Origin of the sequence: Cytobacillus oceanisediminis (assembly GCF_003182355.1) — a bacterium.
In the GTDB taxonomy this organism is placed as follows: domain Bacteria; phylum Bacillota; class Bacilli; order Bacillales; family Cytobacillaceae; genus Cytobacillus; species Cytobacillus oceanisediminis_A.
Window position 1 is genome coordinate 1 of the sequence record NZ_QGTW01000001.1, and the last position, 11,732, is coordinate 11,732.

An 11,732-nucleotide genomic window follows, 5' to 3' on the forward strand; every position below is an offset into this window, starting at 1 on the left:
AAGAGAAATTAGGTCTGATAGTCAACGTAGAGAAGAGTAGAATCTCACGTCCAAAAGAATTAAAATTCTTAGGATTTGGGTATTATTACGACATTAATAACAAGAGATATAAAGTGAAACCTCATCCAAGTTCGGTACAGAAGTTTCAAAGGAAGCTTCGTCAACTGACAAAGCGAAATTGGAGTGTTCCACTAGACTACCGAATGCTGAAATTGAAACAAGTAATATTTGGATGGGTAAACTACTTCAGAGTGGCAAACATGAAAAAAGTGACTGAACGAATAGACACAAAGCTTCGCTCCAGAATTAGGGTCATCATCTGGAAACAATGGAAAGTAGCGAAGAAACAAATTAAATCGCTTATTCAACTAGGGATTCCGGAGGAAGAAGCGAAAGGATTAACCTACTGTCGAAAAGGTTACCGATTCATAGGATTATCCAAAGTCGTCCAAAGAGCAATCTCAAACAAAAGACTAAAGCAGAGGGGAGTCCCCTCTGCTTTAGAACATTATCTAAAAGTACACACTGTGATATAAATTGAAACGCCGTATACGCGAACCGTACGTACGGTGTTGTGAGAGGGGCGAAAATAATACATTTATTTTCCCTCTACTCGATTTGGGTATTTAAAGCACAATATTATTATTCAGGCACTTTGTTGATTGGAGCGGAAGGCGCGAGTCCTCGAAAATGCATTCGCATTTCCTTCGTGTGGTGTTAATTCAAGGAAGCTGGTTATATTTCCTGCGGGAAGTGCGAGTCAAATGGAAACCCCGCAGGCGCGAGTGCGCCGAGGAAGCTCCCGGACCTCCTGCTGTTCGCTGAGTGCATGGAACGGAAATTAACAAAGCGTTTTGTTTTATAAAAGATCCCCCCTTTTTCTTTCTCATTATGTAATATTTATTCCATGTTTAAATATGTTCACATATTATCCATAGGATTTTCGTGGGATATTATTTATCTTTATATTGGGAGGGAAAATAATGAAAAAGATTTATATTATAAGCACGCTCATTGTAATTATAGGCATTGCTGCCGGCATTTCTTTCTTTATCATACGTGACATGACAGCAAAGATTCCTGATAATATTACACTAGTAACTGCTAATGACGAGGTATATGATTTAGCTGAATCTGAAAAAAAGCTGAAGCTCGTCGAATTTATTTATACGCATTGCCCGGATATTTGCCCTACAACAACACAAAGAATGAATATGCTCAAAAGCGACCTTGAAAAAAAAGGCGCTTATGGAGATAAAGTACAATTTGTGACGGTGACCATTGACCCCTACAGGGATACAACAGAGGTACTCAGAAAATATATGAATACTTTTGACATTGAAAATGACGGTAATTGGATTTTGCTCACAGCAGATCCTGATAACTTAAAGCAGGATCAATATGAAATCCAGGAGCTGGCTAACACGTTCCAATTCCAGTACCGCGATCCTGGCGATGGATTTTTTGTTCATAGCACCTTTGTTTATTTATTGGATGAGAATAATAAATTTATAAAGAAATTTCCTATGGGCGAAGATTTTGATAAAAAAGATGTTTTTAATAAAATTATGAAGGAAATTTAAATTCGTATATTGGAATCATAACCTATTAATATCTATGAATTAAAAAATGGCGGATGCATGATCCGCCATTTTTTTACCTAATTCGTAGAAGAAGATAAATTTTTGTTTTGGTTGATGAGTATTAAAGTTTTTGATCTTGGCTTGGAAAAGCTTACTTTAATACCGGATTGCTTTAATCGGTTAACTAAATCAACGAGCTGCTTTTTAGCCATTAAAAAAACTCCTTTTTCCTGCCTGTATGGTTATATTGTACATGAAAATTATGAAAAAACTATGAACAAATAGAAACATTTTATAACTATTTTTCGACTTTGTATAAGCCTTAGTGGGTGCGTCTTATGGATTTAAAGCGAGCTGATTTTTGCTGCTCTGTTCATTTAGTCTAGTCTGATGATAGTTTCCCTCGGCCCAGTCATTCATTTGATCATGGTACCAGCGGCTCAGCGGGTGGCCCGATCGGCCTGCCCCACTAAGTGGAATGCTGTATGCATGTTAAAAGTAACAATTACAAATCTCTAGGATCCCCCTTGGTTTACAGTGCGATCATCATTATTGGCTGCAGCCTATACGGTTACAAAACTGCCTCCAACGGGAATCCTGCCTTCCTGTTGAACAAATAATTCAGTGGCTCTGTACTTGATAGAGGGTGGGGAAATGCGAGCTAATGATAGTTCCCCACTTCCACTTTGACATGTTTTTCCCTTGAAGAGCTTCAGCTTCTTTGACTGCTAAAATTAAGAACTTCCTCAAGTCCTCCCTTCTCTGCTATCCATTCGCTTTCTGTACCTTCTGCAGCTCTTCTCATTATTTCGTCCACAGCCTGCTTCTGCCCTTTAAAAAGCTTCCTCATCCCAGATGGAATTTGGCCTTCAAAAAGTACATCATATAAATTTTTCATTCATAGATTAAAAATCAAAGGCGCAGCTTCATCTTTATGGTCGATGAAGTTCCAATTTTTTAAAAGATCAATGGCTTCTTTTTCCTGATAGGTATTTTGCCGTTGGCTTTGTAAGCGATCGTTCCATCAGGCGAAGCGAATACAAAATTTTGGGCAGGAGTATGAAATAGTTCCAAAGCCTGTTCAAATTGATTCCAGTCAGCTGCCTTATTCATCTTTAGGCTAGCTTCCAGTTCTTTCGATGGTTCGAGGGCTGTCCATTGCAGAGAAAGTACGGTTCCCTTGCCGCTGTCTGCAGCAATCTTTGATATAACGGGTCCAAGACGTGTAACTGTCACTTCATAATCAATGATTCCATTGCTTTTTACTTTTATTGGTTCATCAATTACTTCTGCCTTTTCCCATTTTTCATTAAATAGAAACTCTTATTTATTGTCAGGACTTTTCTTTTCTATATCCAAGTTACTTTTAGCTACTATGTAGGGAGCTTCTTTCGGATATGAGGGGAATTGATTGCACCGGCCCATAGGGCAAATTTTTTCCACCCCATTCTTCGCCTTAATTGGACCCGGCATTTCCCTCCATAGAAAACCGCCCTTAAATTCAAATTTTCACTTGAAACTTGCCTGATAGCTTCAGCTCTCCTTTTTCATTTTTAACAAACACTTCTCCTGCTAGTCTCTTCTCTCCTTCTTCCACTATTTCTTCAGATACTTTGCCTTCGATTGCCAGCTTTTCGCCGGGACGGGTCATTTTGCTAAACCGAACCTTGAACATTCTTAAGTTTTTTCTTGGAAACCAAGTGCCTAATGCTTCTCCTGCCATTCCCATAATAAGCATCCCATGGGCAATCACTCCGCCTAAACCGGCTTTTTCGCCGACTGGGACAACTGTATGAATCGGATTAAAATCTCCAGATGCTCCAGCATACCTGACTAACTGCGTATGGGTAATCTCCGGTTTTATGAGCGGCTTTAATTCAGTCATTTAATGGACCCTCCTCTTTCAATAATGGTTGATTCTGAATAGAGAACCAGTTCTCCGTTGCTGTTTTTATAGGTTATGCCTATAGTAAAGAAACGTAAATTTCTTTTCTCAAATGCTGAAATTAATTTAGGAAAGGCAGTTACTGAATCTCCGGCATATAACTCGCCTATATACTGGTATTCCTGGCCGCCGTGAAGCACTTTAAGAGGGTCCAGGCCAAGAAGGGCGATAAGGGTTTCAAAATCCAATCCACCCCACATTTCAATCGCTGTTGGAAATGTGGGCGGAACGGGGATATCCCGGTATCCCATCTTTCTTGCGGATTCTACATCATAATAAATAGGGTTCAGGTCTCCTATCGCCATAACAAATTCCTTGATTTTACCCCGTTCAATTTGAAAACTGAAGGGTTCTATCTTTATTTCCTCTATTAAAATAGATTCCATGAGTGAATACACTTCCTTCCTGACGGTTTGGCAAAATTTCTCTCTCTTATTTATTCAATTTTTTCAAACTTCTTCCTCTTATTTATCGAAAATTTTTGCTTTTTACGGTTAGATGTAAAAATAGCATAAAGAAGAGTTCGCGATTAAGCGCTGGAAGTGTTATAATTTTAAGGATTATGTATTTGGAGGAATAAAAATAATATGATAACAGTCAGTAATGTAGGTCTTCGATATGGTGATCGCAAACTATTTGAAGATGTTAATATTAAATTCACACCCGGAAATTGCTACGGCTTGATCGGTGCAAACGGTGCCGGTAAATCAACTTTTCTAAAAATCCTATCCGGAGAAATCGAAGCACAATCCGGGAGTGTTCATTTAGGTCCTGATGAACGTCTTGCCGTCTTAAAGCAGAACCATTTTGAGTATGAAGAATATGAGGTCCTAAAAGTTGTTATTATGGGTCATGCACGCCTATATGAAGTAATGCAGGAAAAAGATGCTATTTATATGAAAGCTGATTTTACTGATGAAGACGGTATGAAGGCTGCTGAACTTGAAGGTGAATTTGCTGAATTGAACGGCTGGGAAGCAGAGTCTGAAGCAGCTATTTTGCTGAAAGGTTTAGGGATTGAAGAAGAGCTTCATACGAAAAAGATGGCTGACCTTTCTGGTTCAGAAAAAGTTAAAGTATTGCTTGCACAAGCTCTTTTCGGCAAGCCGGATGTTCTTTTGCTGGATGAGCCGACAAACCACTTGGATATTAAAGCAATCCAGTGGCTTGAGGAATTCCTGATTAACTTTGAAAATACAGTAATTGTCGTATCCCATGACCGCCATTTCTTAAATAAGGTTTGTACTCATATTGCTGACCTTGACTTTGGGAAAATTCAAATCTATGTTGGAAACTATGACTTCTGGTATGAATCCAGCCAGCTTGCCTCAAAGATGGCGCAGGATGCAAATAAGAAGAAGGAAGAAAAAATCAAGGAACTGCAAAGCTTTATTGCGCGGTTTAGTGCGAATGCATCCAAATCCAAACAAGCAACTTCACGTAAAAAGCTGCTTGATAAGATTTCATTGGATGACATCAAGCCTTCTTCTAGAAAATATCCATATGTCGGCTTTACCCCTGACCGTGAAATCGGCAATGATTTGCTTCGTGTTGATGGAATCAGCAAAACCATTGATGGTGTGAAGGTTCTTAATAATGTCAGCTTTATCATGAATAAGGATGATAAAATTGCGCTAGTTGGCGCAAGCGAGCTTGCTAAAACGACTTTATTTAAAATTTTGACTGGTGAAATGGAGCCGGATGAAGGCACCTATAAATGGGGTGTCACAACATCTCAGTCTTACTTCCCGAAAGATAACTCCGAGTTCTTCGAAAACTCTGACCTGAATCTTGTTGACTGGCTGCGCCAGTTCTCGCCTGCTGATGACAGTGAGAGCTTCCTAAGGGGATTCCTTGGAAGAATGCTGTTCTCCGGAGAAGAAGTATTGAAGAAAGCAAGCGTGCTTTCAGGTGGAGAAAAAGTCCGCTGCATGCTATCGAAAATGATGCTTAGCGGCGCGAATGTTCTGTTGCTTGATGAACCTACAAACCATCTTGACTTGGAGTCCATCACAGCACTGAACAATGGATTAATTAACTTTAAAGGCTCTCTGATGTTTGCTTCTCATGACCATCAGTTTATTCAAACAATCGCCAACCGCATTATAGAAATTACACCGGCAGGCATTGTGGATAAGCAAATGACATATGATGAATATCTGGAAGATGCTGCGATCCAAAAACAAGTCGCAGAAATGTATACCTAAATGGGAAAAAGCAGGAGGTGCAGCCTTCCTGCTTTTTATTATGTTTTAAACATCCTGTTTCTTATTTTTATGGCGTGCAGAAGAAGCGGTTCTGCTTCCTGTTTCCATGTTGGTCGTTCCTTGTCCTTCTACATTCGGTGAGCTTAAACCCGCCTTGGAAGGATCCTTTTTGCGTTTACCCATTTTCAACACCTCCTTCCTTACTTTTTCGTGATTGGCGTGTTTTTATCCATGGAATAAAAATAGAGCAAAAAAGCCAATCTATCAACGGAGGAGGTGTTAAGAATGACGAAAAGAGTAGCGGTTGAACAATCCTTAACAAATGTATCCGAAGCACTTCGCCAAAAAGGATATGAAGTGGTTGATATGAAAACGGCCAATGACGCAGAGAACTGCTCATGCTGTGTTGTAACCGGTTTTGACTCCAATGTGATGGGCATGCAGGATACTTCTACAAAAGCACCTGTGATCGAAGCAAACGGCCTATCGGCAGAAGAAGTTTGCCAGCAGGTGGAGCAAAGAATGCAATAATCACGGAAAATCCGAAGCGCCTTGAACAAGGAACGTCAACTAAAGGCCGCCACGTCCTGTGGCGGAGGTTGACGCCAGCCCACCCTGTGCAGGTCCGATAAGCATAATCCAAATTACGTAAGAAATCCTCCCAAAAGCCAGCGCTTTCGGCCGAGCGATGTATCGCCGAGGAAACGTTCCTTGTCCTGTTTTCTGAAGTGATTTGCGTTATGATCTCGAGGAGCTAGGTGCAGGGCCAGACAGTTAACCAGATTAAGAATATTTTCCTTAATATTCATGCAATCAAGACTAAAGTTTTTTACTTTAGTCTTTTTTTATAGCAAGCGACCCTGTGATGTCCTCATTTTTCTGCTCATAGCCAGGTTTCTCAGCGCATAAAACTTCTTCTCCGCACATAACTTAATTTCTCGCCGTATAAATTTCTTTCTGTGCTTTCTTTTACTGCGACTACTATCATTATACTCAATTAAATTTTTATATAAAAAAACGGGCACTACACCCGTCTTCTCCTTCTTGCTCTAGCTTTAAGATTTTTCCTTAATAAAAGGATAAATACAGCAAACAAAAAAAGCGTTAAACCGATTTTCCCGTAGTAACCGGTTGTTTCTTTTTTGGGTTCCTCTTCCTGCTGGAGCCTGCTTGATACAACTTCATCTTCTTTATCCTCAACGAGCTGAAGAGTTTGAATGACCTTTCCGTTATCATCCTCGATGATCAGCTTTCCTGTTGAAGTTACATTCTCATTGTATGAGCCTCTTGGCAAGGTAATCGGAACATTTTTTCCGCCGGTCGTAAAGGTTTTTCCCTCTGCTGGGAACACCTCTGTGCTGCTGAGTGCTGAGGTTTCGTAATTCCGGAAGCCAAAGTTAAGTAGGTTTTTTGTATCTTGGTAAATATCCCTCTTAAAATCTGCCTTTAATACAATCGCTGTAAGTTTTATTGATTCGTTTTCAGCAGAAGTTGCAAGTGTTTGCTTTGCTTCATTAACAAAACCTGTTTTCCCGCCTGTTACACCTTTAAAAGGAACCTCACCTTTAAGCATCCGGTGATGGGTAAAGATTGTTGTTTCCCAAGACTTCCCCGACCATTTTAATTCCTTTGTTCCAAATATCTCTTTAAAGGTTTCATTTTTAAGGGCATAGTTTGTTAATTTGGCAAGATCCGCTGCTGTCGTATAATGGTTCTCATCATGCAGGCCATGGGGATTTACAAAGTGAGTGTTTTTTAAGTGGACCTCCTCTTTAAGAAAGCTATTAAGATTTTCCGAATAGTTATCCATATTTTGATCCAGGTGTTCGGCAATCGCCCATGCTGCATCATTGCCGGAATTTATCAGCATCCCTTGCACCAGCTTTTTTAGGGGAACTTCTTCCCCTTCCTCCAGGTAAACTCTTGTCCCATCGACCTCCATCGCATCTTTGCTTATGGTTACGATTTCACTTAGGTCTCCCTTCTCGATTGCATAAATAGCAGTAGCAATCTTTGTTAAGCTGGCTGGAAACATTTTTTTCTTTGCATTTTTTTCATATAAAATTGTCCCTGATTCCGAATCTGTAAGGACAGCTGCTTCACTGATAATTTCAGGTTCTGTTATTACATCGGCACTTGCAATCGTATTTGGGAACGAGCAAATGAGCAGCATAGAAAGAACCAATTTTCTCATAAATACACATCCAATTCGAGCCAATAATCATCCAACTTCGATTGTATCAAAGAATTAAACCAGGGAGATATTATAAATATAAATTGTTACACAATTGAAAATTTATTGGCGGAATTTGAAAGTACTGATAATCATAGGAAAACTCTTGCTAATATTGTAACCAAGTCATTAAATAATTAAGGATAAAAAAATAAGCAATCCAATATGGATTGCTTATTTTAGCTGCTGCAGCCTCCCCCGCAGCTTGAACAGCTGGATCCCCCGCAGCAAATATGAATATTGGTAAACTGAGCTCGGTTTTGCAAACTCAAGCGGTTTATTTCCCAGCTTAATGGCATCAGCCTCTGAAATTTCTCTTTTTAATTTAGCGATGAGTTCCTTCTTTATGCTTAGCCAATCGCTGCTGTCTCTGAAATATTTTGCCAATAGCTCCTCGTCATTCAAGGTTCTGAAGTCCTCAAGAATTTCCTTTTTTATCGGGTTCTTTAAAAAGTCTCCCCAAATTCTCCGGCTATTATGGCTATTATCAAAAAGGCTTAAATATACCCAGTCAAAAAAGGCTCTCTCCCCTGGAATGGGTGTGCTGTCCATATTTGGAGAATGATGCAGATACTCTCCGAAAAAATTCTGTGAGAATTGGGCATAGTCACGGGTAAACATAAGCATCTCGTGCCAAATTTCATCCACTTTTTCGCTAAACATTGGAACAGTTTTCAAGAGGCTATTCAGGACAAAATATCGTTTTAGTTCAAAAAATGCCCACTCATACTCATGGTCCTTCCATCTTGGGTGGTCTTTTAACACCCGGTTTTTAATATTTTCTCTATATCCATGTTTCAGTGATTTTTTAAGACGATGGATAATTGGCAGCATGTTTTCTGACTGTATGCCAAGGTTTTCGGGAATCTGTTCATTTTTTATGAAAGAAGCTCTTTTAGATCCGGTAAAAAGGATTTTAATAAATACAGCGAAAAATATAATGCCGAAAAAAACCATTAATATTTCCATAAGACCTCTCCTTACATTTGTACTTTCTCCATTATATATGATATTTGCTTATTTTTTACAGAATGGGCGCAATTTCAGGCTAGCCAAAAGAAAAACCGCCAAACGGCGGTTCTAATGCTTCATTTTCATATAAAAATCTTTTAAAAAGTCTACATAAATATCATCGCGTACAAGCCATGCCATATATTTTCTTTTAAGAAAATTTTCAGCAGCTTGAAAATCCTCAAAGGGTTCCTGAATAGCCTTTCCATTCATCTCAAGAATCCATTTGTTCTCGTTCTTTGCAAAAATGAATAACTTATCGCCCTTTTTATTTTCGTACAGAGCGCCTTGGAGTGAATTTTTATTGTTATATCTATTCTTGAATGCATCCTGCCTCATGGGATCCAACGGGAATATATCATTGACGAATAGCTGAAAAGCTTCCTTGCCCATAGAGCATCCGGATGCTTTTGCATGTCCCCCTCCTCCAAACTGGCCGGCAATGGCTGAAACATCCACATGGTCATGAATTGTTCTGAAACTGATTTTTTTGCCGCCAAGGTTTAATATAGCGATATAATCCAAATGCGGGTTGTCCTTCCCCAGTTCGTTTCCCAGCTCAGAATGATACGATTCTGCATGGACAATCCCCGCACAATAATCACCGATAAAGGTTTGGACAATTTCCCGCTTTTTCCTTCTTACGTATCGTTCAATTTTTTCTTCTTCCATCTCGAGCAGCTTCTGTTCAAAATCATCAAATTCAAAATGCTCGGAGTTTAAAATCCGTTCTGTCATTTTTTCTTCAAATTCATCGATCGATACCATAAAAAATAAATCATTGAGATTTTTAGCTTTGATATTTTCGTTTTGGTCCCATTCCCAAGTATCATACTGGCGGACAAGTTCAACAAATTCATCAAGCGCCTGTGATTGCTTAATAAGCTCATGATCCAGCAGATATTCATAAAGTAAAGAAGTGGCAGCTGTTAGCCTTCCATCTTCATAATTAACCTTCACTCTTCCCCAGCTGTATTCATTAAAATGCAAAGCTGTTTTATGATGGTCGATTAATCTAACCTTCCCGCCGCTTTTTGCAAGATCATCAAGCCTAATCGTATTCTCCTCATTCACAGATAAGTCCGTGATAAAAAGAAAGTCATCCTTCAGTTTTTTTTCTTGTTCAAAAAGCCTTTCGATTTGGTGGTCCAACCCCATGACGGAGTTGTATCGGACCTCCACTTCTTTTCCGAAAGCAATTTTGGCAACAATGCCGCAGCCGACCCCATCCAGGTCATTATGTGTATACAGCCTGTACAAAAAGCATCACCTGCTATCATTAGACTCTTTAAATATTATTTACAATATCCTTTACTAGTTTGGTTGTATAGTGAAATTCTATGCGAAAAATCCCCGCTTTATAAGCGGGGACTAAGGTATTAAAACAGTAAAAATGCAATTGGAGATGCAAGTAATATCGTTAAAATTGTTCTCTCCACCCAGATGGCAAGCAGCTGTGGAATAGAAATTGGAATATCCGTTGATAAAATGCAAGGCACAAGCGCTGAGAAAAAGATAATCGCTGAAACAGAAACGACACCGATAACGAATTTAGTAACCAACGCTGCTTCCGCTACAAGAAGGGCTGGCAAAAACATTTCCGCTATGCCTACTGCACTTGCTTTTGCTGCTAATAATGGCTCTGGAAGCTGCACAAGTGCAGTAAAAGGATAAAAGATATAACCAATCCAGTCAAAAACAGGTGTAAATTCAGCGAGTACTAAGCCCAGCAATCCAACGGACATGATGGATGGCAAAATGGACATGGTCATGACTAACCCATCTTTTAAATTAATACTGATATTTTTCCATAGTGCCGGTGAATGCTCCGCTGTATCCATCGCTTCCTTCCAGGCTGCTTGTAAGCGGCTTCCTGAGAAGGATTCCTTCGGTGGTTCCTTGCCATCGTAATAATCTTCGCTCATGGATCGCAAAGGCCAGATTCGGACTGTGATTGCTGTAACAATAAAGGTTATAGCTAATGTGGTCCAGAAATACGTGTTCCAGATTTCCATCAATCCAAGTGTTTTGGCAACGACAATCATAAAGGTAGCCGATACAGTTGAAAAGCCTGTCGCAATAATGGCAGCTTCCTTTATACTGTATTTCCCTTCTTTAAATACTCGATTCGTTATTAAAAGCCCGATGGAATAGCTGCCGACAAAGGAAGCGACAGCATCAATGGCAGATCGTCCCGGTGTCTTCCAAATCGGCTTCATGACAGGCTGCAGCAATACGCCGATAAACTCTAGCAAGCCATAACCTACAAGCAATGCCAGGAATACTGATCCAATCGGAACAAGCAAGCCGACAGATATGACCAGTTTTTCAAACAGGAAAGGTCCCATGCTTGGATCGAATAGCCATTCAGGACCGAACCTGAAAACGATCATAACAGCAACTGCCAACCCGATGATTTTAAAAATGGAAAAGATCGTATTCACTTTATCTTTGTTCCACGTTTTTGTGTAGAAAGGATAGATTGCGCCCATCAGAATAACAAGCAAGGCGTAATAAGGGACTAGTGCAGGTACGGCGGTTTGGATAGCTGTTACAATATGATCCAGCATGATGGAGGATTTCTCATTCATGGTGACGGGGATAAAAAACATAAAAATGCCAATTGCACTGAAAAGAAAGAACTTCACCATATTTTTTGAAGTAGAGTTTGGACTGCTTACATGCGGCCGATGTGGTGATGGATTAATCATCGTTTCTTTTTCCATTCTCTTTCCCCCTTAATATATAGTAAG

Annotated in this window: 15 protein-coding genes; 4 read left to right on the top strand and 11 right to left on the bottom strand. The window is 39.7% G+C overall.

The window, feature by feature from the left end; genetic code table 11:
- Both DFO73_RS00005 and DFO73_RS00010 read left to right on the top strand, forming a co-directional pair.
- The coding region (locus DFO73_RS00005) for a group II intron maturase-specific domain-containing protein (protein ID WP_309042947.1) at nucleotides 1-536 on the top strand (536 nt) is incomplete at its 5' end.
- Nucleotides 537-983: 447 nt separating this feature from the next.
- On the top strand, nucleotides 984-1,583 hold the full coding sequence (locus tag DFO73_RS00010; RefSeq protein ID WP_110062755.1) for an SCO family protein: 600 nt from the start codon (nucleotides 984-986) through the stop codon (nucleotides 1,581-1,583).
- Between the two features lie 77 nt (nucleotides 1,584-1,660).
- On the opposite strand, the gene DFO73_RS29030 is transcribed toward DFO73_RS00010, so the two are convergent.
- From DFO73_RS29030 to DFO73_RS00025, 6 genes are all read right to left on the bottom strand, one after another.
- Complete coding sequence (locus DFO73_RS29030; RefSeq protein ID WP_258309113.1) at nucleotides 1,661-1,795, bottom strand: hypothetical protein; 135 nt, start codon at nucleotides 1,793-1,795, stop codon at nucleotides 1,661-1,663.
- A 124-nt stretch (nucleotides 1,796-1,919) separates the two neighbouring features.
- On the bottom strand, nucleotides 1,920-2,063 hold the full coding sequence (locus DFO73_RS29035; protein ID WP_258309218.1) for a penicillin acylase family protein: 144 nt from the start codon (nucleotides 2,061-2,063) through the stop codon (nucleotides 1,920-1,922).
- A 232-nt stretch (nucleotides 2,064-2,295) separates the two neighbouring features.
- On the bottom strand, nucleotides 2,296-2,481 hold the full coding sequence (locus DFO73_RS29040; protein ID WP_258309114.1) for a hypothetical protein: 186 nt from the start codon (nucleotides 2,479-2,481) through the stop codon (nucleotides 2,296-2,298).
- Between the two features lie 59 nt (nucleotides 2,482-2,540).
- Nucleotides 2,541-2,867, bottom strand: a complete 327-nt coding sequence (locus tag DFO73_RS29045) for a penicillin acylase family protein (protein WP_375137297.1) — start codon at nucleotides 2,865-2,867, stop codon at nucleotides 2,541-2,543.
- A gap of 217 nt (nucleotides 2,868-3,084) precedes the next feature.
- Nucleotides 3,085-3,468: a MaoC/PaaZ C-terminal domain-containing protein gene (locus tag DFO73_RS00020; RefSeq protein ID WP_110062756.1), complete on the bottom strand. Its 384-nt coding sequence runs from the start codon at nucleotides 3,466-3,468 to the stop codon at nucleotides 3,085-3,087.
- Nucleotides 3,465-3,914 carry an FAS1-like dehydratase domain-containing protein gene (locus DFO73_RS00025; RefSeq protein WP_110062757.1) on the bottom strand — a complete coding sequence of 150 codons (450 nt, stop codon included), beginning with the start codon at nucleotides 3,912-3,914 and terminating at the stop codon, nucleotides 3,465-3,467. The genes DFO73_RS00020 and DFO73_RS00025 overlap by 4 nt, the downstream gene beginning before the upstream one ends.
- 201 nt (nucleotides 3,915-4,115) lie before the next feature.
- Between DFO73_RS00025 and DFO73_RS00030 the strand changes: the two genes are divergently transcribed.
- Entirely contained in the window at nucleotides 4,116-5,735 is a 1,620-nt protein-coding gene (locus DFO73_RS00030; RefSeq protein WP_110062758.1) for an ABC-F family ATP-binding cassette domain-containing protein, read from the top strand.
- 45 nt (nucleotides 5,736-5,780) lie between these two features.
- Here the strand turns inward: DFO73_RS00030 and DFO73_RS00035 are convergent, their stop codons facing one another.
- Nucleotides 5,781-5,918 carry a YuzL family protein gene (locus tag DFO73_RS00035; RefSeq protein WP_110062759.1) on the bottom strand — a complete coding sequence of 46 codons (138 nt, stop codon included), beginning with the start codon at nucleotides 5,916-5,918 and terminating at the stop codon, nucleotides 5,781-5,783.
- A gap of 102 nt (nucleotides 5,919-6,020) precedes the next feature.
- Here DFO73_RS00035 and DFO73_RS00040 point away from each other — a divergent pair, with 102 nt between their 5' ends.
- Nucleotides 6,021-6,266 carry a YkuS family protein gene (locus DFO73_RS00040; protein WP_110062760.1) on the top strand — a complete coding sequence of 82 codons (246 nt, stop codon included), beginning with the start codon at nucleotides 6,021-6,023 and terminating at the stop codon, nucleotides 6,264-6,266.
- Nucleotides 6,267-6,759: 493 nt separating this feature from the next.
- On the opposite strand, the gene DFO73_RS00050 is transcribed toward DFO73_RS00040, so the two are convergent.
- The 4 genes from DFO73_RS00050 to DFO73_RS00065 form a co-directional block, all read right to left on the bottom strand.
- Nucleotides 6,760-7,929: a D-alanyl-D-alanine carboxypeptidase family protein gene (locus DFO73_RS00050; RefSeq protein ID WP_110062762.1), complete on the bottom strand. Its 1,170-nt coding sequence runs from the start codon at nucleotides 7,927-7,929 to the stop codon at nucleotides 6,760-6,762.
- 213 nt (nucleotides 7,930-8,142) lie between these two features.
- Nucleotides 8,143-8,937: a hypothetical protein gene (locus tag DFO73_RS00055; RefSeq protein ID WP_258309115.1), complete on the bottom strand. Its 795-nt coding sequence runs from the start codon at nucleotides 8,935-8,937 to the stop codon at nucleotides 8,143-8,145.
- A 111-nt stretch (nucleotides 8,938-9,048) separates the two neighbouring features.
- Complete coding sequence (locus DFO73_RS00060) at nucleotides 9,049-10,239, bottom strand: DHH family phosphoesterase (RefSeq protein WP_110062763.1); 1,191 nt, start codon at nucleotides 10,237-10,239, stop codon at nucleotides 9,049-9,051.
- 119 nt (nucleotides 10,240-10,358) lie between these two features.
- A complete protein-coding gene (locus DFO73_RS00065) occupies nucleotides 10,359-11,705 on the bottom strand; it encodes a YjiH family protein (RefSeq protein WP_110062764.1) in 1,347 nt (448 codons plus the stop codon).
- Between the last annotated feature and the right edge of the window lie 27 nt (nucleotides 11,706-11,732).

Excerpts from the sequence above, each read along its gene's own strand:
- DFO73_RS00010 (WP_110062755.1), top strand. The coding sequence starts at position 984 with ATGAAAAAGATTTATATTATAAGCACGCTCATTGTAATTATAGGCATT.
- DFO73_RS29030 (WP_258309113.1), bottom strand. The coding sequence starts at position 1,795 with ATGGCTAAAAAGCAGCTCGTTGATTTAGTTAACCGATTAAAGCAATCC.
- DFO73_RS29040 (WP_258309114.1), bottom strand. The coding sequence starts at position 2,481 with ATGAAAAATTTATATGATGTACTTTTTGAAGGCCAAATTCCATCTGGG.
- DFO73_RS00020 (WP_110062756.1), bottom strand. The coding sequence starts at position 3,468 with ATGACTGAATTAAAGCCGCTCATAAAACCGGAGATTACCCATACGCAG.
- DFO73_RS00025 (WP_110062757.1), bottom strand. The coding sequence starts at position 3,914 with ATGGAATCTATTTTAATAGAGGAAATAAAGATAGAACCCTTCAGTTTT.
- DFO73_RS00030 (WP_110062758.1), top strand. The coding sequence starts at position 4,116 with ATGATAACAGTCAGTAATGTAGGTCTTCGATATGGTGATCGCAAACTA.
- DFO73_RS00035 (WP_110062759.1), bottom strand. The coding sequence starts at position 5,918 with ATGGGTAAACGCAAAAAGGATCCTTCCAAGGCGGGTTTAAGCTCACCG.
- DFO73_RS00040 (WP_110062760.1), top strand. The coding sequence starts at position 6,021 with ATGACGAAAAGAGTAGCGGTTGAACAATCCTTAACAAATGTATCCGAA.
- DFO73_RS00050 (WP_110062762.1), bottom strand. The coding sequence starts at position 7,929 with ATGAGAAAATTGGTTCTTTCTATGCTGCTCATTTGCTCGTTCCCAAAT.
- DFO73_RS00055 (WP_258309115.1), bottom strand. The coding sequence starts at position 8,937 with ATGGAAATATTAATGGTTTTTTTCGGCATTATATTTTTCGCTGTATTT.
- DFO73_RS00065 (WP_110062764.1), bottom strand. The coding sequence starts at position 11,705 with ATGGAAAAAGAAACGATGATTAATCCATCACCACATCGGCCGCATGTA.